22 protein-coding genes and 1 pseudogene are annotated in these 17,549 nt (G+C 70.7%); 10 read left to right on the top strand and 13 right to left on the bottom strand.

Features of this window, described 5'->3' with window-relative positions:
• Positions 1 to 2 precede the first annotated feature (2 nt).
• The 3 genes from ACGFJ7_RS13865 to ACGFJ7_RS13855 all read right to left on the bottom strand — a co-directional run bounded on the left by ACGFJ7_RS13865 (position 3) and on the right by ACGFJ7_RS13855 (position 2,175).
• Positions 3 to 1,001 (bottom strand): Acg family FMN-binding oxidoreductase, encoded by a 999-nt coding sequence (locus tag ACGFJ7_RS13865; protein WP_392642365.1) that lies wholly within the window; start codon positions 999 to 1,001, stop codon positions 3 to 5.
• Positions 998 to 1,762, bottom strand: a complete 765-nt coding sequence (locus tag ACGFJ7_RS13860) for a hypothetical protein (RefSeq protein ID WP_392642364.1) — start codon at positions 1,760 to 1,762, stop codon at positions 998 to 1,000. Before ACGFJ7_RS13860 ends, ACGFJ7_RS13865 begins: the two co-directional genes overlap by 4 nt.
• An 86-nt stretch (positions 1,763 to 1,848) precedes the next feature.
• On the bottom strand, positions 1,849 to 2,175 hold the full coding sequence (locus ACGFJ7_RS13855; RefSeq protein WP_360258214.1) for a hypothetical protein: 327 nt from the start codon (positions 2,173 to 2,175) through the stop codon (positions 1,849 to 1,851).
• A gap of 199 nt (positions 2,176 to 2,374) precedes the next feature.
• Between ACGFJ7_RS13855 and ACGFJ7_RS13850 the strand changes: the two genes are divergently transcribed.
• The 4 genes from ACGFJ7_RS13850 to ACGFJ7_RS13835 all read left to right on the top strand — a co-directional run bounded on the left by ACGFJ7_RS13850 (position 2,375) and on the right by ACGFJ7_RS13835 (position 4,447).
• Positions 2,375 to 2,506: a hypothetical protein gene (locus ACGFJ7_RS13850; RefSeq protein ID WP_360258212.1), complete on the top strand. Its 132-nt coding sequence runs from the start codon at positions 2,375 to 2,377 to the stop codon at positions 2,504 to 2,506.
• 14 nt (positions 2,507 to 2,520) lie between these two features.
• Positions 2,521 to 3,522 (top strand): hypothetical protein, encoded by a 1,002-nt coding sequence (locus tag ACGFJ7_RS13845; RefSeq protein ID WP_392642363.1) that lies wholly within the window; start codon positions 2,521 to 2,523, stop codon positions 3,520 to 3,522.
• A gap of 132 nt (positions 3,523 to 3,654) precedes the next feature.
• Positions 3,655 to 4,107, top strand: coding sequence for a response regulator (locus tag ACGFJ7_RS13840; RefSeq protein WP_360258207.1), 453 nt, complete (start codon positions 3,655 to 3,657; stop codon positions 4,105 to 4,107).
• On the top strand, positions 4,061 to 4,447 hold the full coding sequence (locus tag ACGFJ7_RS13835) for an ATP-binding protein (RefSeq protein WP_360258205.1): 387 nt from the start codon (positions 4,061 to 4,063) through the stop codon (positions 4,445 to 4,447). The genes ACGFJ7_RS13840 and ACGFJ7_RS13835 overlap by 47 nt, the downstream gene beginning before the upstream one ends.
• Here ACGFJ7_RS13835 and ACGFJ7_RS13830 read toward each other — a convergent pair.
• Together ACGFJ7_RS13830 and ACGFJ7_RS13825 are read right to left on the bottom strand one after the other, a co-directional pair.
• Entirely contained in the window at positions 4,416 to 4,853 is a 438-nt protein-coding gene (locus ACGFJ7_RS13830; protein WP_360258202.1) for an ATP-binding protein, read from the bottom strand. The genes ACGFJ7_RS13835 and ACGFJ7_RS13830 overlap by 32 nt on opposite strands.
• A 47-nt stretch (positions 4,854 to 4,900) precedes the next feature.
• Positions 4,901 to 5,242 (bottom strand): STAS domain-containing protein, encoded by a 342-nt coding sequence (locus tag ACGFJ7_RS13825; RefSeq protein ID WP_392642362.1) that lies wholly within the window; start codon positions 5,240 to 5,242, stop codon positions 4,901 to 4,903.
• A 196-nt stretch (positions 5,243 to 5,438) separates the two neighbouring features.
• Between ACGFJ7_RS13825 and ACGFJ7_RS13820 the strand changes: the two are divergent.
• Both ACGFJ7_RS13820 and ACGFJ7_RS13815 read left to right on the top strand, forming a co-directional pair.
• A pseudogene (locus ACGFJ7_RS13820) lies at positions 5,439 to 6,064 on the top strand (cation:proton antiporter).
• Between the two features lie 41 nt (positions 6,065 to 6,105).
• On the top strand, positions 6,106 to 6,552 hold the full coding sequence (locus ACGFJ7_RS13815; RefSeq protein ID WP_392642361.1) for a CBS domain-containing protein: 447 nt from the start codon (positions 6,106 to 6,108) through the stop codon (positions 6,550 to 6,552).
• Here the strand turns inward: ACGFJ7_RS13815 and ACGFJ7_RS13810 are convergent.
• A complete protein-coding gene (locus ACGFJ7_RS13810) occupies positions 6,549 to 7,838 on the bottom strand; it encodes an SLC13 family permease (protein ID WP_392642360.1) in 1,290 nt (429 codons plus the stop codon). The two genes, ACGFJ7_RS13815 and ACGFJ7_RS13810, sit on opposite strands and share 4 nt — an antisense overlap.
• A gap of 140 nt (positions 7,839 to 7,978) precedes the next feature.
• The gene (locus ACGFJ7_RS13805; protein ID WP_392642359.1) at positions 7,979 to 8,710 is read right to left on the bottom strand and encodes a class I SAM-dependent methyltransferase; all 732 of its coding nucleotides are present in this window, start codon (positions 8,708 to 8,710) and stop codon (positions 7,979 to 7,981) included.
• Positions 8,711 to 8,720: 10 nt separating this feature from the next.
• Here ACGFJ7_RS13805 and ACGFJ7_RS13800 point away from each other — a divergent pair, with 10 nt between their 5' ends.
• On the top strand, positions 8,721 to 9,947 hold the full coding sequence (locus tag ACGFJ7_RS13800) for a lycopene cyclase family protein (RefSeq protein ID WP_392642425.1): 1,227 nt from the start codon (positions 8,721 to 8,723) through the stop codon (positions 9,945 to 9,947).
• Here ACGFJ7_RS13800 and ACGFJ7_RS13795 read toward each other — a convergent pair.
• On the bottom strand, positions 9,892 to 11,127 hold the full coding sequence (locus ACGFJ7_RS13795) for a vanadium-dependent haloperoxidase (RefSeq protein ID WP_360258189.1): 1,236 nt from the start codon (positions 11,125 to 11,127) through the stop codon (positions 9,892 to 9,894). The genes ACGFJ7_RS13800 and ACGFJ7_RS13795 overlap by 56 nt on opposite strands.
• A gap of 107 nt (positions 11,128 to 11,234) precedes the next feature.
• Between ACGFJ7_RS13795 and ACGFJ7_RS13790 the strand changes: the two genes are divergently transcribed.
• Positions 11,235 to 11,516 (top strand): GntR family transcriptional regulator, encoded by a 282-nt coding sequence (locus tag ACGFJ7_RS13790; RefSeq protein WP_392642358.1) that lies wholly within the window; start codon positions 11,235 to 11,237, stop codon positions 11,514 to 11,516.
• 56 nt (positions 11,517 to 11,572) lie between these two features.
• Here the strand turns inward: ACGFJ7_RS13790 and ACGFJ7_RS13785 are convergent, their stop codons facing one another.
• The 5 genes from ACGFJ7_RS13785 to ACGFJ7_RS13765 are packed head-to-tail and all read right to left on the bottom strand — an operon-like array spanning position 11,573 to position 16,108.
• Positions 11,573 to 12,964: an ATP-binding protein gene (locus ACGFJ7_RS13785; RefSeq protein WP_392642357.1), complete on the bottom strand. Its 1,392-nt coding sequence runs from the start codon at positions 12,962 to 12,964 to the stop codon at positions 11,573 to 11,575.
• Complete coding sequence (locus tag ACGFJ7_RS13780) at positions 12,961 to 13,653, bottom strand: response regulator transcription factor (protein WP_360258183.1); 693 nt, start codon at positions 13,651 to 13,653, stop codon at positions 12,961 to 12,963. The genes ACGFJ7_RS13785 and ACGFJ7_RS13780 overlap by 4 nt, the downstream gene beginning before the upstream one ends.
• A 46-nt stretch (positions 13,654 to 13,699) precedes the next feature.
• Positions 13,700 to 14,170, bottom strand: a complete 471-nt coding sequence (locus ACGFJ7_RS13775) for an FMN-binding protein (RefSeq protein WP_360258181.1) — start codon at positions 14,168 to 14,170, stop codon at positions 13,700 to 13,702.
• Positions 14,170 to 15,591, bottom strand: a complete 1,422-nt coding sequence (locus ACGFJ7_RS13770) for a ferric reductase-like transmembrane domain-containing protein (RefSeq protein ID WP_392642356.1) — start codon at positions 15,589 to 15,591, stop codon at positions 14,170 to 14,172. Before ACGFJ7_RS13770 ends, ACGFJ7_RS13775 begins: the two co-directional genes overlap by 1 nt.
• A 55-nt stretch (positions 15,592 to 15,646) precedes the next feature.
• Positions 15,647 to 16,108, bottom strand: a complete 462-nt coding sequence (locus ACGFJ7_RS13765; protein ID WP_360258176.1) for a MarR family transcriptional regulator — start codon at positions 16,106 to 16,108, stop codon at positions 15,647 to 15,649.
• A 94-nt stretch (positions 16,109 to 16,202) separates the two neighbouring features.
• Here ACGFJ7_RS13765 and ACGFJ7_RS13760 point away from each other — a divergent pair, with 94 nt between their 5' ends.
• Positions 16,203 to 16,424 (top strand): hypothetical protein, encoded by a 222-nt coding sequence (locus tag ACGFJ7_RS13760; RefSeq protein ID WP_392642355.1) that lies wholly within the window; start codon positions 16,203 to 16,205, stop codon positions 16,422 to 16,424.
• Positions 16,425 to 16,537: 113 nt separating this feature from the next.
• On the top strand, positions 16,538 to 17,455 hold the full coding sequence (locus tag ACGFJ7_RS13755; RefSeq protein ID WP_392642354.1) for an LD-carboxypeptidase: 918 nt from the start codon (positions 16,538 to 16,540) through the stop codon (positions 17,453 to 17,455).
• The last annotated feature ends 94 nt before the right edge of the window (positions 17,456 to 17,549 follow it).

Here is a 17,549-nt window from a genome sequence, read left to right as displayed (position 1 = left end):
GGTCAGTCCTCGATCCGGATCACGTCGGTGGGCAGGCGGCGTGGCGTGGGAGGCACTGTGCCCGGCGCCTCGACATAGCCGAGCCGCACGATCAGGTAGGGCTCGCCCACCCCGGAAAGCAGTCGGCTCAGCAGACGCCGAGGCCAGGCCACCTCAACGGCCTCGCTGATGGGCGCGGTGGCCAGCCCTTCGGCGGTGGCCCGCAGCAGCAGGGCCGACATGGCCTCGCCGCCGCGCAGCAGATCGACCGGCTTGTCGCTGGTCCCAAAGATGATCACATACGCGGCGCCCTCGTCGTGGTCGGCGCCGGGAAGCATGCCGGGGGAACCGTCCGGGAGGAAGTTCCGGACGGGTACCCGGCGCAAGCTGGGCTGCACGGCGGTGGTGGCGGATACGCCGTCCTCAGCCCAGGCCGGGCGATGCGTCCACTTGGTCAGTTCGCTGTGATGGGCGGGGTCGAAATAGTTGGCGTCTGCGGCCTCGTCGACCGAGATGGCGAGCTCGGGCACCCGGTCATCCGGCACCACGTGCAGATAGGCGCCCTGAGCTTCGACAAGCCGGCGCAGGCGGTCCAGGGTCTGTTCGGTCACCGGCCGGTCGCCGAACGCGCGGCGATCGGTGCGACGCTGATGAATGACGGCGACCAGTTCCTTGGCCTGCGTGTCAGCCGTGGCGCGACCGACGACCCGGATGCGAGCCAGCAGGTCGGGACGCTGCTCGTCCGGAAAACGCCGCACCTCGGCGCGCCACCCGGCGGCGGCCAGCGACACCCGCGCATGATGCAGGGCGCCGCCGCAGCTGATCAGCAACAGACGGCCCTCGGCGTCCGTGACGCCGAGCCGGCGGGTCGGATCGGAGGACAGCTCCAGCGTGTCGCCGGTGAGGCGCCATTTCCACGGCTGGGTGTTGAAGACCGATGGCGCTCGCAGTGACTCCCGGGCCGCCACCTCGAGAGCGGTGCGCGCCTCGGCGCGGGTCACGTGTTCCTCGGAGCTGGTCATGGCAACCTCCGGACTCGTCCGACTTTCTCCACCGTCGCAAGCGAGAGCCCGAGCGGGTCAGGGCCGAAAGACCCGAATGGCGCCGGTCGACCGGAAACCAGATCGCGTCGGTTCACGGCGACGAGACCTGCCAGCCACATCAACGCTCCGGCACCGACCAGCACCAGGAGCGCCATCGGCGTGGAGTCAGCCGCCGCGACGTCGGGGACGTGCCCGAACAGACCGAGGTCCTGGATCCTCGGAGGCACCTTCAGCAGATCGCCGAGGAGTGCCGCTCCGGCGAGCAGAACGGTGCAGCCGGTGATCGCGGCAGCGGCCGGCCATGGGCCGGCGGTGTAGAGCAAGGCGCGGGCGGCGATGTCGTCTCCCTCGACGACCGCCGGCGCGATGAGAGCAGTCGATGCTGTCGGCCAGCCCGGCCTCGGTGAGCTTCTCGTACACCATGGCCGACTCGACGGGCATGTCACCGCGGTAGAACGCCAGCTCATGAAGTCCCGCTCCTGGCGGATGACCCGCCGCGTCGTCTCGTCGGCTGCTCGGGCCTCCACGCGGTCGTAGAACGACACCATCGCCGGTGGCATCGGCGACAGGTGCCCGTCCCGCTCGACGCCGGCGATCAGCCGCTGCATACGGTCGCGTTGACCCTGAAGCTCGAGCAGCTGGTGATCCAACGCGTCGACTCCGGCTCGCAGATCGGCCAGGACCGATTCCCGGCGAAGGTCCGGCGGCGCGGCGGCCGTTGGCGTGTGGCCGCCCAGCATTCCGGCGACGGCGGCCAGCGGGATGCCAGCTTGCGCGAGCCAGCGTGTCTCCGCTGTGACGGAACGTCACAGTCAAGGCCGGCACGTCAGCGCATCGTCGCGTGGGTCTTCTCCATCTCGTGGCACCGGCCGCATCTGCGGAACTGCGGCGAGTTGTACTCCCAGTTCGAGTACCGCCACGGACCCCAGTCGTGCTCGTCTCGGGAGTCCGTCGTGCCGCACCGTTCGCAGCGGCGAATCTGTTCGCAACGACGTTCCTCGACGTAGGCGAACTGGCCCCAGGTGTGGTGGGTCTCTTCGCTCGTCTTGCCGCATGCGGTGCAGACACGCACGCTCTCGCACCGGACACCGGGAAGAGACCATTGCCCCGTGTGCAGACCGGTCGCGCAGAGCAGCTTTCTGAGGACGTTCATCTCGGCTCCCGAATGAGGAGAACGGCCGTAGCCCTCAAGGCCAACGTAGGGCGCCGTTGAGCGGCCGCGGCAGGGCCGAAAGACCCGGGACGACAAGGAATACCGAATCGGGACGCAGGTCCTCCGACTCTGCTGCCGGCCCGGTGGATGCGGTGTTCTGAAGGTGTCACCACAGCACGTACTCAGGAGGAGGGCCATCATGTCGAAGCGCCACCTGATAGCGGCCGGGTACGCCGTGCTGCTGCCGATCTCCAGTACGGTCGTTGTCGTTCTGTTCGCCGCCGGCGTCGAGGGTGCCGTCTCCGGTGTGCGGCGTCTGGTCCATCGCTGACCGACGCTGCTGCGATGACGACCCGTCAACTGGGCAGTGCGCACTCCGCCCCTCCGATGGTCCGGCTCCTTCGGACGCCGATCCGTCACGTGCTGCCCAGATCCGTTCTGTTGCTCCGCTACGTCTCAGCGGCCGGCGCCACGATCATCCTGCCCATCCAGGCCGCCCAGGATGACAAGCTGCTCGTCGTACTTGCCGGACATGCGGAAGACAAGCGCTGGTGGCGGCACTTCCGCGACGCGGCGCCCGCGCAAGTCTGCCTGGATGGCGAGTGGCACGAGGTCATCGGCCACGTTGCGGCAGCCGACAGCGAGGCGGCGTCGCTGTATCGCCGCCGCTTTCCCCGAGCCCCGGTGCGGGACTCCGCGACCTTCGTCGAGTTCCGCGGTGGCCCCGGCATGCCTGCGAGCCTGCGGGGCCGGTCACTGTTCATGAGGTGGCTGACAACCGTGACGGCGGGGGAGTTCACCGGCTTCGCCGTGCCCGCGGTCACCGGGGCGCTCACCGCCCGAGCGTCGGTCACCACGGGCATCGTGGCGATCCTGATAGCCGGCGCGGTGGAGGGCACCGTGCTCGGACTTTCCCAGGCGGCCGTTCTCAGACACGCGCTCCCGAGCCTGCCCGCGCGCCGCTGGGTGGCGGCCACCGCCATAGGCGCTGTTCTGGCGTACGTGATGGGGATGTTGCCCTCGTCGACGGCGGACCGGTGGACTGATTGGCCACCCGCCGTGCTCGCTCTCGCCGGGTCGGTCGTCGGTGTGGCGTTGCTGGCGTCCATCGGAACGGCTCAGTGGCTGGTGCTGCGCACGGCCCTGCCGCGGTCGGCGAGCTGGATAGCGACCACGGCCTTGGCCTGGCTCATCGGCCTCGGCGTGTTCCTCGGCTTCGCGACCCCGTTGTGGCAGCCGGGGCAACCGCTGGCGCTGATCGTGGCGATCGGAGCCGGAGGCGGTCTGTTGATGGCAGCGGCAACGTCGGCGATCACCGGCCTCGCACTGTGGCGGCGCCTGCCCTGATCGGCAGACGGCGCGAACCGTGCTCACGATGCGACGCCGGAAGCGAGGTCACCGAGGACGACCCGCGCTCGCCGCCGAGTTCGCCAGACGTCGGGCCGCGTATAGTCTCCTCGCCGTCGAGGAGGTGTCCCCATGGGAGGTACGGCGTTGACGATCCTCGTGGTCGATGACGACGACGCGGACGCCCTGATGATCGAAGAGGCGTTGCTGGGTGCCGCTGTGCCGCCGGTGGTGCATCGAGTCGCTGACGGGCTCGAGGCGCTCGAGTTTCTGCGGCGCCAGGGTGGCTACGGCGACGCCGTACGTCCGGACCTGGTGTTGCTGGATCTGAACATGCCGCGCATGGACGGCCGTGAGGTGCTGGCGGAGCTGAAAGCCGACGACGGCCTGAAATCCATCCCGGTGGTCGTGTTGACCACCTCCGGGGAGAGCACCGACATCACCGCCAGCTATGTCCGCCATGCCAACGCCTTCGTGACCAAGCCGATGGAGCTCGACGCTTTCGTGGCGGCCGTACAGCAGATCGACCGCTTCTACCGTGATATCGCCATGCTGCCCCGGCCTGGCGGCACGGCGACGGGCTGAACGGCGACCAGTTCACCGGGCCGCGCTGGTCATCAGCGAGCTGGTCACCAATGCGGTGCAGCACGGCGGTGGCTCGGTGCGGTTGGACATCGAGGCCCACGACACGCAGGTGGTCCTTTCGGTGGCCGACGGCTCCTCGGTCATTCCCCGCCGGCGGGAACCGGACGGCCGTGGCGGGCGCGGGTTGACGCTGGTCGAGGCCTGCACGGTGCGCTGGTATGTCGAGGACTTCCGCGGCGGCAAACGGGTACGGGCTCACCTTCTTCCCTACCCGGGCTCTCCAGGGTTCCGACACCGCCTGAGGGTCATCAGGCCGTCAATGGCCACAGTGGCATCGTGAATTGCGCCCACACGTGTTTGACCTGTTCATCGGTGTACCACCCGGTGAGGTCGGCGAGTCCGTCGACAATACGCAGGCCCCAACCGTCGGTCGGGCCGGTGACGGGCACAGGGAACCGATGGATGTCGGCATCGGTCACGTCGACGATGAAAGCGCCGGCGTGACGCCGCAGGCTCACCCGGGTCGGCGGAGCACCGTGACACAGCGCGTTGGTGGCCAGCTCGCTGGCCGCCGTACTCATCTTGTCCGGAACGGCGTCAAGCATCCGCGCAGCGGGAATCCGCTGGCCGGCGAGCACGTCAGCCACGTCGGCGCGCAGCCGGCGCAGATCGTGGCTGCCAGCCAGCGTCCAGTCCGTCAGCAGCACGCTGCCCGGCGGCGGGAGGGAGGTTCGGTCGAACGGCACGACATGCGGGTGCCCGTTATTGCCCCATTCATGCGGCCCGTCGGGCGCTACAGGCTGGTACTGGGGCCGTCCTCGGTAAGCAACCCCAGCAACTCGCTGATTTCGAGCACCTGCCGAACGGGGCCTTTGGCGCCGGTCACCACGAACGTACAAGCCCGCGCCTCGGCCGCCTGCTTGGCCTCTACCAACACGCGTAAGCCGGCCGAACCGAGAAACGACACGGCCGCCAGGTCGACGCGCACCGCATCGGTGCCGGAAGCGTCGATCTCAAGCAGGAGCACGGCCAGTACGGCTTCATGCACGCTCATGTCGATCTCGCCGGCCAGGTCGACAGTGCAAACGGCGCCGTCACGGCTGACCATGCAACTCCAGATATCGTCGATGGCCATCGCCCTCCCTCCCGCTCATCGCAGCCCTCGGCCCATGATGGCACCACGACGAGCAAGTCGATATGGGTACGCGCCCGCCGTGTCACTCGTGTAAACCAGGCGAGTTGACGGCTGCGACGTCCACCGGCGCTAAGCGAACAAAACGCGTCGGGTTCCCGGCTACCCGTACTGGTACGGGCGGGATGGCGGATTCCAGGTGGCGGCGATCCGGCTCGAGCGCAGTCGTTTCTTCTCCGCGTCGCCGGCCTACGAGCCGCTCAACGGATTCGCCATCGGGCTTCTCGTCCTGGCGGTCGCCCAGGCGACGCACGCCAACCTGTTCCTGGCCGCGTTCGCGGCCGGGATCACGGTGGCGACGTTCGGACCACGGCAGCGCGCGGCGTTCGAGCACTTCGGGGAAAACGTCGCCGAGCTGTTCGAACTGGCCGCGCTGCTGGTCTTCGGCGCACTGATCTCGCTGGAGTTCCTGGCCGACATCTCGTGGCAGGGCTGGTGTTCGCCTTCCTGGCCATTTTCGTAGCCCGTCCGGTGGTGTTGTGGCTGTCGTTCCTGCGCTCCGGCCTGGATCTGAAGGAACAGGCCGCGGCGATGTGGTTCGGCCCGAAGGGCTTCGCCTCGGTCGTCTACGGGCTGCTGGTGCTCGAATCCGGCATCACCGCCGCCGACGAGGTCTTCCACCTGGTCGCGCTCACGATCGTCCTGTCGATCGTGCTGCACTCCTCGACGGACGTGGTGGTCGCCCGCTTCTTCGACGAGGAGGCGGAGGTGCCGGCCTGGCACGGTTTGCTGCGCCGCACGATCCGCTCGGCGAAGTCGCGCTGAGGCCGGTCCGCGTATGGTGGATCACGTGCGAGGAGGCGCTTGTGCACGCTCGTGATGTGGCGGTTTCGATGAGCACGGTGGCCGAGGATCTGCCGGCCCGGGAGGCCGTGCGGGTGCTGGCCGCGCAGGATCTTCCAGGCCTGGTGGTGGTCGACGGCAAAGGGCGGCCGTTGACGGTGCTGGCCGGTACTCAGGTGTTGCGGATGGCGTTGCCGGCGTACTGCCAGGACGATCCGGCGCTGGCGCGGGTGATCGACGAGGCTGCCGCGGACGTCATCCTGGACGGTGTCGGCGACCGCACGGTGGCCGACCTGCTGCCGCGCAACCGGCCCGAGCTGCCGGCGGTGCGCGGGAGCGCCACGGTCCTGGAGGTGGCGTCGGTGATGGCTCGATCGAACGTGCCGTTGGTCGCGGTGGTCGACGGGTCCGGTGTGATGACCGGGGTGATCACCCTCGATGGGCTGTTGGACCGGATGCTCGGCACTTAGAAGAACCTGAGCCAGAGGTACGGCACGGCGAGCGCCACAGTGATGGCGGTGACGATGAGCCCGTACTTGGTGAAGCCCCAGAAGGTGATTTTGTGTCCGGCGCGGTCGGCGAGGCCGAGCACGACGACGTTGGCTGACGCGCCGACGGCGGTGGCGTTGCCGCCGAGGTCGGCGCCGATGGCCAGGGCCCACCAGAGCACCTGGGCGTGGTCGTTGCCGCCGGAGGCGTCGACGAGCTCGCTGACGATGGGGCTCATCGTGGCGACGTACGGGATGTTGTCGACGATCGCCGAGAGCCCGGCCGAGGCCCAGAGCAGCAGCAGGGTGGCGGGCCAGAGTTTTCCTTCGACGGCGCCGGTCGCGGCGTGGGCGAGTTCGTCGATGACTCCGGTGGTGACCAGGGCGCCGACCATGACGAACAGGCCGGCGAAGAAGATCAGCGTCGGCCATTCGACCTCGCGGGCCACCTCGGTCGCGTCGACCCGGGACAGGGCGAGCAGCAGCAGCCCGCCGAGCAGCGCGACGACGGACGGTTCCAGCCCGAGGACGGTGTGCAGGGTGAAGGCCACCAGCACGGCGCCGAGCACGCTGAGGCTGAGCACGGCCAGCCGGGGGTCGCGGATGGCGTCGCGCTCGCGCAGGGCCATCACCTTGGCGGCGCGTTCGGCGTCGTACCGGAAGGCCTTGCGGAACATGATCCGGCACAGAACGAGCAGCACGACCAGGACGATGAGCACGAACGGTGCGAGCACGCTGAGGAAGTCGTTGAAGGTCAGCCCGGAGCGGCTGGCGATGATGATGTTCGGCGGGTCACCGACCAGTGTCCCGGCGCCGCCGATGTTGGAGGCGAAGACCTCGGCGATCAGGAACGGGACCGGTGGTACGCCGAGCCGGTCGCACACGAGCAGGGTGACCGGTGCGACCAGCAGGACGGTGGTGACGTTGTCCAGCGCGGCCGAGACCACGCCGGTGACGGCCACGAGGATCACCATGATCGGGAACGGGCGGGCCCGGGCCTTCTTGGCCGACCAGATGGCCACGAACTCGAACAGGCCGGTGCGTTTGAGCACGCCGACGATCAGCATCATGCCGAGCAGCAGGAAGATGACGTTCCAGTCGACGCCGGAATCTTCGGAGAAGAAGGCGTGCTCGGCGTCGGTGGCGCCCAGCGCCAGCATGATCGAGGCCCCGCCGAGCGCGACGGCGACCCGGTTGATCTTTTCGGTGGCGATCAGGACGTACGCTCCGGCGAACACCGCCACCGCGATCCAGGCGATCGTGCTCACGCGTGTCCTCCGGTTCCGCCCAGCCGTCATCGACCGCCGACCAGACTTCCCGGCACACCAGAGATCAACCTAGCAGTGGCGGCAACACCACGATCAGGTGCTCAGTCAACCGAGGGCTCAGTCCTTGGCCGCGCGGAGGGTCACGGGGCGAGGCGGGCGAGATCGACGGTGATGTCGGCTTTGATCGCGACGGTCGGTGGGAGGACCTCGGTTATCCGGTTGAACAGCTGGTCCCGCTGGGGAGGTGGCAGTTCCAGGTAGGCGGAGATGGTCGAGAGGTTGCCGACGTAGTCGTGGGTGGTCATGGTGAAACGGCGTTCGATCACGTGGTGCTGGAGGTCGGTGAAGCGGCCGGACGGGCTGACCCGCGTGTCGGCGCCCGGCAGGGGGACGTCGTCGTCCTCCAGGAACGGGGACCGGGCGGCTCGGACGGCTTCCTCCACCTCCGGGTCGGCCAGGTCGATCGGGCCTCCGAAGGCCGCGAAGACGCCGCCCGGGTTCAGCAGCGCGGCCATGCGTGACCAGCGGGTCTCGGGGCGGGTCCAGTGCAGGGAGGCCGCCGCGTAGACGAGGTCGTAGCGCTCGTCCAGCGGCAGGTCCTCGAAGGCGGCCTCGACGGTCTTTGTTTTCGGTGGTACGTGTTTGCGCAGCTCCGCCAGCATGCCCGGGTCCGGTTCGGTGGCGGTGACCGTGATGCCGGGGCGGGCGAACAGGCGGGTCGCCTTGCCCGTGCCGGCGCCGATCTCGAGGGCGGTTCGGACGGGCTTCCCGGCGTACCCCGTCACCAGGTCGAACAGTTCGGGAGGGTAACCGGGGCGGAACCTCTCGTAGGCCTCCGCCACGGCGCCGAAGCTCAGGGCACGACTCGACATGGCGATCATCATGCCGGATAGGGTGAGACACGTGATCCCGGACGTCGACCTTGTGCTCGTGGGTGGTGGGGGAGCGGCGTCGCTGGTGCTGGCCGCCCTCGGGCGGGAGCGGCTTCCCGGCGTACGGCTGGCGATCGTCGATCCGGTACGCAAGCGCGGGCAGGACCGGACGTGGGCGTTCTGGGGAACGCCCGGCACCGCTTTCGACCAGCTGCTGAGCGCGAGCTGGGACCGGGTCGACGTGGTGACGCCGGAGCGGCGGCGGGTGCTCGAGCTTCAGCCTTTGCGGTACGCGATGTTGCGCTCGGCGCCCCTCTACGAGCTGGCCGCCGAGGTCGAACAGCGGCTCGGCGCCGTGCGGATCACCGCGCCGGCCGGGCGTGTGGTCGACGACGGTGATCGCGTCACCGTGCTGGACGCGGACGGGACGCCGTTGGTGCGGGCGGGCTTCGCGCTCGACTCGCGGCCCCGCAAGCCGGCGCGGCCGGGGCGGACCAACTGGCTTCAGCATTTTCGCGGGTGGTGGCTGGAAGCCGACCGGCCGGTCTTCGATCCGGAGTCCGCGGTGCTGATGGATTTCCGTACGCCGCAACCGGCCCGTGGTGTTTCCTTCGGTTACGTGCTGCCGGTCAGCGACCGGTTCGCCCTCGTCGAGTACACCGAGTTCTCGCCGGCCGTGCTGGACGGGGACGCCTACGACGCCGCTCTGCGCGGCTACGCCGATCTGACCGGCCTCGACCTGGGGGCACTGCGGGTCCGTGAGGTCGAGGACGGCGTGATCCCGATGACCGACGGCGTCTTCGAGGCTCGGCCCAGTGCGCGGGTGGTACGTCTGGGGACCGCCGGCGGGGCGACGCGGCCGTCGACCGGGTTCACGTTCTCGGCGATGGTCCGGCAGGCCGATGAGGTGGCCCGCGCGGTGGCGGCCGGTCGTCCGCCCGTACCCAAGCCGGCTTATCCACTCCGCCACCGCTGGATGGACGCCGTGCAGTTGCGGGCCCTGGACCGCGGCCTGGTCGACGGGGTGGCCTTCTTCGACCGCCTCTTCGACCGCAACCCGCCCGACCGGGTCCTGCGGTTCCTCGACGGCACCACCTCGTGGGCCGAGGACCTGACTCTGATGGCGTCGAGCCCGCTGCTGCCGATGACGCGGGCCGCCGCCGGTGACGCCGCGGACCGGCTCAGCGCGGGCAGGCGCCCACGTGGGTCGGCCCGTTCCGGACCAACAGGCGGGTAGCCAGCACCTCGGCCGCCACACCCCGGCCCGTGGACAGGCCGGCCTGATTGCTGAACTCGAAGTGCTGACCGCCGTACACCCGGGAACGCCCGGCCTCCGCGGCCGCGGCCGAGAAACCGGGGTAGGAACGGGCGGCACCGCCCGGCGCCGAATCGGTGACGTGGGTGAAGGCGATGCCGTCGTCGCAGAAGTAGCCGGCCAGCAGGGCCGCGCCGGCGCCGCTGTAGGAGCTGTGGCCGGACGTGTACTCGGGCGTGCCGCCGACGCTGCCGGCCCGGGCCGTCCACGCCGGATCGGTCGTCTCGCGGATCGCCGTGGTCGGGCGCCAGTGGCGGTAGCGGTATTTCGTGCCGACCGTGGCGACCGTCGTGTCGGCCAGGCCCATGCTCAGCAGCGCGGTCAGCCGGGCCTGCTCGGCCAGCGGCAGATGGCGGGCCGTGGCGACGCCCAGGCCGATCCGCAGCCACTCGCCGGGCGGCTGGTCCGAGCCGGCCGGCAGCGACCAGTACTGATAGGTGGCCAGCAGGTCGGCGTCGGGCCGGGCGGCATCGCCGAGCACCGCCACCTCGGCCCGGGCGGCGGCGTAGGGCACGCTGGTCAGCGCGGGTGGACCGGCCGGGATGTAGCGGCCCGGGTCGGCCACGGCGAACGGCCGCACGTTGCGGTACTGGGTGCCCGGCCAGGCGGCCCGGAAGACGCCCGGGCCCTCGCCGGCGGGCTGGGACTCGACGGGCGTGGAGCCGTCGTCGGCCCGCGCCGCGACGACGGCCTGCCCGACGTGCCGGCCCCAGGCGGCGCCGGACCCCGGGTGGGTGAGGCGGGCCAGGTCGGCCGTGAGCCGGGCGTCGTAGGTGGCCGCGCGGGCCGGGTCGAGGGCGACCAGCACCTCGTGCGCGGCGGACGCGGCGGCGGCCTGCGGGTCGGCGTGGCGCGGTCCCGGGCCGGGCACGAGGGCCGAGGTCCGGGACCGCCCGCCGGCCAGGCCGTTCACCGCGTCGTACATCGCGACGTTCACCATCGCGTACATCCGGGCCGCGTCCGCGTCGGTGGCGCGGGTGACCCGTACGGCATCGAGGGCGAATCCGTTCCACACCCGGACACTGTCGATGTCCGCCGGCGCCTGAGCGCCCGCGAAGCCACCGACCAGACTCAGCGCGACCACGACCAGCGTCTTGTTCATCGACATACCCTCCACCCGGCAGCGATCCGGCGGCGTCGATGCGTCCTCGATCAGACTCGGCGGAGATTGTTGACAATGTTGTCAGCGGGGTGCGCCAGGCTGCGCTGATGCAGCCTGAGAAACACCGAGGAACCGCGGCCGCGCAGGTCCGGGACCGGTTGCGTGAGGCGATTCTCCACGGCGAATACCTGCCCGGGGAGCGGCTTGTCGAGGCCCAGCTGATCGAGCGGTTCGCGGCCAGCCGCTTCAACGTCCGGGCCGCCCTGCGGGATCTCGCGGCCGAGGGCCTGGTCCGGATGGAGCGCAACCGCGGCGCCCATGTGCGCAAGGTGTCCATCGAGGAAGCCGTCGAGATCACCGAGGTACGCCATCTGGGCGGCCCGGCGTGACCGCGATCGCCGTGCTCGGTCCGGGTGGCTCGGGCCGGCCCCACCGGCTCGACGACCTAGCGCGGTAGCCGAACGGTCACGACCGTGCCGTACGGCTCGTTCGCGGTGGCGGCCACCGTACCGCCGTGCTGGGTCGCGGTCTGGGCGACGATGGCCAGGCCCAGACCCGAGCCGGGCATGGCGCGGGCGGCCGGCGCCCGGTAGAACCGGTCGAACACGTGCGGAAGATCCTCGGCGGCGATACCGGGACCCTCGTCGGCCACGGTCAGCGCCCACCAGTGCGGCCCGTCCGCCCGCAGGGTGGTCGTCACCGTGGCGCCGGCCGGGCTCCACTTGGCCGCGTTGTCGAGGATGTTGACGACCATGCGCTCCAGCTCGCCCGGCCGCCCGTTCACGGTGCCGGGGGAGAGGTGGGTCGTGAAGACGACGCCGGGCGCCCGGGTCCGTACCCGATGGGCCGCCGCGGTGACCACGTCGGCCAGCTCGACCGGCTCGACCGCCTCCCGGGTCGTCTCCTCCCTCGCCAGCTCGACCAGTTCGGTGGTCAGCGTGGCCAGCTCGCGCACCTGAGAATCGAGGTCCTCCAGCAGCGAGGCCCGTTCCTCGGGCGGCAGCCGGTGGGCCAGCTCCGGGCGGCGTTCGACCTCCAACAGCAGTTCCACGTTGGTACGGATGCTCGTGAGCGGCGTACGAAGCTCGTGCCCCGCGTCCTCGACCAGGGTGCGCTGCGCCCGCCGGGCCGCGTCGATGGCCGCCAGCATCGTGTTCACCGAACGCCCGAGCCGGGCGATCTCGTCGACCCCCGACACCTCGACCGGCCGGGTCAGGTCGGTGGTGACCGCCACCTGCTCGACCGACTCGGTCAGCTTCTCCACCGGCGCCAGCCCGGCCCGCGCCACCACCCGCCCGAGCCAGGCCGCGCCCGCGATCCCGAGCACACAGGCCGCGGCGAGCGCCCCCGCCAGCACCGTCAGCAGATTGCGGGTCCGCTCCTGATTGATGGCCACCTGCACGGCCCCGCCGCCGTACTTCACCGGCACGGTGAGCATCTGATGGTGATCGCCATCGATGATCACCTCCTCCTGGAGGGGCGGCCGCTTCCCGGCCGCGATCTCCCTGGCCGCGGCGGTCACGGGCAGCGTCCCGGCCGAGCCGCTGACGATCGCCCCCGACGTGTCCAGCAGCTGCCAGGTGGGCCCGAGCGGCTTGTGGTGGTCGTAGCCCTTCGGCGTGCCCTCCTGGATCTCCTGCCACTCGCCGGGCGCGGCCGCGATCGACCGGGCGTCGGAGGTGAGCGCCGCCTCCAGCTGATGCTCCTGCAGCGCGGCCACGGTGAGCAGGGCCGCCCCGGCCATGACGACGACGGCCGCGGCCACCGCACACGCCACCATCAACGACAGGCGGGTGTGCAACGTCCGCCGCCGCCACCATCCCGGCCGGTCGGTCACAGCGGATCCTCGCGCAGCACGAAACCCACCCCGCGCACGGTGTGCAGCAGCCGCGGCTCGCCCTCGGCCTCCAGCTTGCGGCGCAGGTAGCCGAGATAGACGTGGATGCTGTTCGACCCTTCGCCGAAGTCGTAACCCCACACCTGCTCGAAGAGCGCGGCCCGGGTCAGCACCTGCCGCGGATGCCGCAGAAAAGCCTCGAGAATCGTGAATTCGGTACGGGTGAGACGCAGCTGCCGATCGCCGCGCCACACCTCCCGCGTCACCTCGTCCAGCCGCACATCGGCGAAAACCAGCCGCTGCTCATCGGCGGGCGGGCCGCCGTTCAAAGCCGAGCGCCGCAGCAGGGCCCGGATCCGGGCCAGCAGCTCCTGAAGTGCGAACGGCTTCACCAGGTAGTCGTCGGCGCCCGCGTCGAGCCCGGCCACCCGGTCACCGACGCTGTCCCGCGCGGTCAGCATCAGAACCGGGAGCAGAAGCCCCTCGGCCCGCAGCCGGCGGCAGGCCTCGAGCCCGTCCAGGACCGGCATGCTGACATCCAGGATCATGGCGTCCGGCCCGGCCGACCGCGCCACGTCGATCGCCTGCGCGCCGTCGCCGGCCGTGTCCACCTGATAGCCCTCGAACCGCAGGGTCCGGGCCAGCGAGTCCCGCACCGCCGCGTCGTCATCCACCACGAGTATCCGCATCGTCCCTCGGTTCTACCCCTTCCGGCGACCCGGCGTGCGCCGGGGATCAGAACTGCGCGGCGTCCAGGGCCGCCTGCAACGACTGCTTGTAGGCCTCGCTCGTGAAGGTCGCCCCCGACACCCCGTCGATCGAGGCGCTCTGCGCCGCCAGCACCTGCTCGCGCAGCTGAGGCAGCGCCCCGGCTGTCACGCCCGCGTCGGCCGGATTGTCGGCCGGCGACGTCGGCGCCGTGATCTCGGTGATCTTGCCTTCGGCGACCGTGATGTGGACCTGGAGCGGGCCCCACTGCGTCTGGACGGACGACCCGTCGTACTCCAGGGGACCGCTCTTCGACGTGCTCGCGGAGGCCGATCCGCTGGGGCCGGCCGACGGTGGGGTGCTGCCGGCCGCGCTCGGCTCCGAGAGCGGAGCCTCGGCCGCCGCCGGGGTGGCTGGAGTGTTCGTGCTCGTGCGGTAGCTGAACAGCAGCACGAGCGCGGCGACCGTGGAGAAGGCCCACAGGGTGATTCGGCGCATCAGGGGTCCTCGCTTACCAGGAGAAGAGTTCGGTGTGCAGGCGGGCGGCGGGCACCCCGGCGGCCCGGGCGGCGCTGTGCGCGGCCTCGGTCCAGGCGTCGGGGCCGCACAGGTAGACCTCGGCGTCCGCGATGGCCGGGGGCCAGGCGGCGCAGGGCGTCGACGTCCGTGTCGCGGTGCCCGGACGGCAGCCACGAGCCGTCGGCCGCGCGCGGGCCGACCAGGTACTTCACGGTCACGCCACGCTGGGCCGCGAACCATTCCAGCTCGGGCCGGAACGCGATCTCGGCCTCGCTGCGGGCCCGGTAGACGAGCGTCGCCTCTCCTTGGCCGTACGGCAGCTCACCCAGCAACGACAGCAGCGGGGTGATGCCGATGCCGCACGCGAGCAGCACGACCGGCCCGCCGTGGTACGACTCGCCGGTGAGCTTGCCGTAGGGACCCTCGACGAGGGCGCGCGTGCCGCGCTTGAGCGACGCCACGCGGGAGCTGCCGTCACCGGAGTCCTTGACCGTGATGCGCAGGTGGCCGCCGTCCGGCGCGGCCGACAGGGAGAACGGGTGCGACCTGGTCCAGCCCGGCCCGTCCAGGAAGCGCCATTGGAAGAACTGCCCGGCCCGTGCCGGCAGCCGATCGAGGTCACGCCCCGTGAGGTAGACCGAGGTCAGGCCCGGACCCTCGGTGACGACCCGGTCGACCACGAGCTGGTGCCGGCGGTTGCGCAGCAGCGGCAGGCCGAGCCGGAAGAGCAGCACCGAGGCGGCGGCCGCACCCCACAGCGTCCACCAGTAGGTGGCGGCCCAGGCCGAGCCGACGAAGTCGGAGCCCGACCAGAGCTGGTGGGGCAGGGCCAGACCGGCGCCCAGGTACGCGTACAGGTGCAGCAGATGCCACGACTCGTACCGCAATCGCCGCCTCGCGGCCCGGACCGACGTCACCACCACCATGATCAGGGCGACCGTGCCGGCCGCGGCCAGCAGCATCCCCGGGAAGTTCCAGATCATGGTCCAGAGCTGGGCGAACGGGTTGGTCCGGGCGGTGCCGGCGTAGCCGATGGTGATCAGCACGATGTGCGCGATCATCATCCAGAACGAGGTGAAGCCGGACCAGCGGTGCCAGCGGGCCAGCTTGTCCTGGCCGAAGGCGCGCTCCACCATCGGGATGCGGGCCATCGTCAGCACCTGCAGGAGCAGCAGGTCGGAGGCCCAGAGACCGACGAGGCGGCCGATCGAGGAGACCGCGCCGGGTCCACCGCCGGTCACGGACTGGAGTCCGCCGTGGCTCACCCAGAGTGCGGTCACCACGAGCAGGGTCGTGCCGGCGACGACGCCACCGGCGTCACCCCACCAGCGTGGCGTCGCGGAAGGCCCGGATCGGGGTGGCGCCTGTCGTCCGGCGCCGGGTCTGGCCGTGATCGTCATGATCCCACCATGACGCAGTTAGATGAAGGCTCAAGTAATCGAGACTAAGAGCTCTCTAAGAAGTGCCGCCGTCCGACTCCAGCACGGCCAGCAGCCTGCGCACCGCGGGAAGGGCCTGCCGCACGGCGTCCCGGTCGGCCGGGTCCAGTCGCTCCAGCGCCGCGGCCAGCACCGCGTCCTGGGTCTCACCCCACGAGGCCAGGTGTTTCTCACCCTGGCCGGTCAGGTTCAGCCGGGCGACACGACGGTCACCCTCGTCCCGTACGCGCGTGATCAGCCCCGCCGTCACAAGCTCACCGATGATGGTCGACACCGTGTTGGGCACCAGTTGCAGCTCTTCGGCCGTCGCTCGCGTGCCGATGCCCGGGTGGGCCTCGACCGTCCGCAGCACCTCGACCTGGGCCATCGAGAGCCGGTCGACGGACGCGACCCGGCGGACGGCCCGCCGCAGCACCCGGCCCACCGCGCCGAAGACCGTCATCTGCCGGGCGAGATCGAGTGAGTCGTTCTGTGCCATCATCACTACCCTACGGCTCCGTGCAAATTGCATGCGGTTGACCTATTTGCAAGAGGTCTGGACTGATCTTCATGTGCCTGGCACACTGCGCCCTGTGACTAGATCACTGATTGTGCTGGGTTGCGAGCTTCCCCTGAGCTCGGGCGTGAAGTGCAATGTGGTGACGCATCGCCGATGCGCCGACTGCGGGCGGCGCATCTGCCGTTCCCACTCGGCGCTGATGGCCGATCAGCTCACCGTCGCCGCGCAGTGCAAGGAGTGCGCCGCCCGCCCCCGGATCCCGCGTAACCGGGGCTGGTTCCGCCGGCGAAGCTGACGCGCGTCCTCACATGGAACCTGCCGCGGCGCCTGGCGTGAGCGTGAGACCGTACAACCGTCGACTCGTGAACTCCCTCCGTCCGCGCCGGTCACCGGCGTAGGCTGCCGCCCATGATCCGAGGTCAGCATCTGGTGGCCGGCGACCTGGTCGCCCTGGTGTCGCCGTCCGGCGCCACCGACCCGGCGCGAACCGAGGCGGCGGCTCGCACCTTGCAGATGTGGGGCCTGCGCGTACAGGTCGGCGCCCACGCCCACGGCCGGCACGGCAACCTGGCCGGCACCGACGAGCAGCGCCTGGCCGACCTCAACGCCGCCTTGCGCGACCCCGCGGTCCGCGCCGTGCTCTTCTTGCGCGGCGGCTACGGCATGCAGCGCATCGTCGACGGCGTCGACTTCGGCGCCGTCCGCGCCGACCCCAAGCTGATCGCCGGCTTCTCCGACATCACCGCCCTCCACTTGGCTCTCTGGCGCGAGACCACCCTGGCCACCGTGCACGGCCCCACCGCGGGCCAGCTCGACCGCGGCCCCGGCACGCGCTCCGCGCAGGCCCTCCGTCACGCCCTCATGACGTCAGCCCCTGTCCAGGTGCGGGCCGACAGCTCCGAGGACACCTTTCCCGTGCGCGTCCCCGGCACCGCCGAGGGCACCTTGCTGGGCGGCAACCTCGCCATGCTCACCTCCACGATCGGCACCGCACACGCCCCCGACACGACCGGCGCCATCCTCCTGCTGGAGGACGTCAACGAGGAGCCCTACCGAGTGGACCGCATGCTGGTCCACCTCCGCCGAGCCGGCTGGCTCTCCTCCCTGGCCGGCGTGGCCGTAGGCCAGTTCACCGACTGCGTGGACCCCCACCCCAGCCCTCCCGTCATCGACTACCTGGCCGCCGAACTGGCCCACCTCGGCATCCCCGTCCTAAGCGGCCTCCCCATCGGCCACGGCCCCGAACAGATAGCCGTAGGCCTAGGCGTCCAGGCTCACCTGGACGCGACAGCAGGTCTCCTGACCGTCGCCGCTCCCGCCCTCTAGCCGCCACCCCAACCCCGCGCCGCGCCGCGCTTACTTCCCATGCCCTCAGCCTCCGTTCGGGGGAGCGATCCAGATCACTTGCTGACGTGTCAGC

Origin of the sequence: Actinoplanes sp. NPDC048988, assembly GCF_043197815.1 — a bacterium.
Classification (GTDB): domain Bacteria; phylum Actinomycetota; class Actinomycetes; order Mycobacteriales; family Micromonosporaceae; genus Actinoplanes.
Note: the sequence above shows the minus strand (reverse complement) of the source record. Positions and strands in the feature narration are given on the sequence as shown.

Coding starts and splice junctions, on each gene's coding strand:
- ACGFJ7_RS13865 (WP_392642365.1), bottom strand. CDS start 1,001: ATGACCAGCTCCGAGGAACACGTGACCCGCGCCGAGGCGCGCACCGCT.
- ACGFJ7_RS13860 (WP_392642364.1), bottom strand. CDS start 1,762: ATGCTGGGCGGCCACACGCCAACGGCCGCCGCGCCGCCGGACCTTCGC.
- ACGFJ7_RS13855 (WP_360258214.1), bottom strand. CDS start 2,175: ATGAACGTCCTCAGAAAGCTGCTCTGCGCGACCGGTCTGCACACGGGG.
- ACGFJ7_RS13850 (WP_360258212.1), top strand. CDS start 2,375: ATGTCGAAGCGCCACCTGATAGCGGCCGGGTACGCCGTGCTGCTGCCG.
- ACGFJ7_RS13845 (WP_392642363.1), top strand. CDS start 2,521: ATGACGACCCGTCAACTGGGCAGTGCGCACTCCGCCCCTCCGATGGTC.
- ACGFJ7_RS13840 (WP_360258207.1), top strand. CDS start 3,655: ATGGGAGGTACGGCGTTGACGATCCTCGTGGTCGATGACGACGACGCG.
- ACGFJ7_RS13825 (WP_392642362.1), bottom strand. CDS start 5,242: ATGGCCATCGACGATATCTGGAGTTGCATGGTCAGCCGTGACGGCGCC.
- ACGFJ7_RS13805 (WP_392642359.1), bottom strand. CDS start 8,710: ATGTCGAGTCGTGCCCTGAGCTTCGGCGCCGTGGCGGAGGCCTACGAG.
- ACGFJ7_RS13800 (WP_392642425.1), top strand. CDS start 8,721: ATGCCGGATAGGGTGAGACACGTGATCCCGGACGTCGACCTTGTGCTC.
- ACGFJ7_RS13795 (WP_360258189.1), bottom strand. CDS start 11,127: ATGAACAAGACGCTGGTCGTGGTCGCGCTGAGTCTGGTCGGTGGCTTC.
- ACGFJ7_RS13790 (WP_392642358.1), top strand. CDS start 11,235: ATGCAGCCTGAGAAACACCGAGGAACCGCGGCCGCGCAGGTCCGGGAC.
- ACGFJ7_RS13780 (WP_360258183.1), bottom strand. CDS start 13,653: ATGCGGATACTCGTGGTGGATGACGACGCGGCGGTGCGGGACTCGCTG.
- ACGFJ7_RS13775 (WP_360258181.1), bottom strand. CDS start 14,170: ATGCGCCGAATCACCCTGTGGGCCTTCTCCACGGTCGCCGCGCTCGTG.
- ACGFJ7_RS13770 (WP_392642356.1), bottom strand. CDS start 15,591: ATGACGATCACGGCCAGACCCGGCGCCGGACGACAGGCGCCACCCCGA.
- ACGFJ7_RS13765 (WP_360258176.1), bottom strand. CDS start 16,108: ATGGCACAGAACGACTCACTCGATCTCGCCCGGCAGATGACGGTCTTC.
- ACGFJ7_RS13755 (WP_392642354.1), top strand. CDS start 16,538: ATGATCCGAGGTCAGCATCTGGTGGCCGGCGACCTGGTCGCCCTGGTG.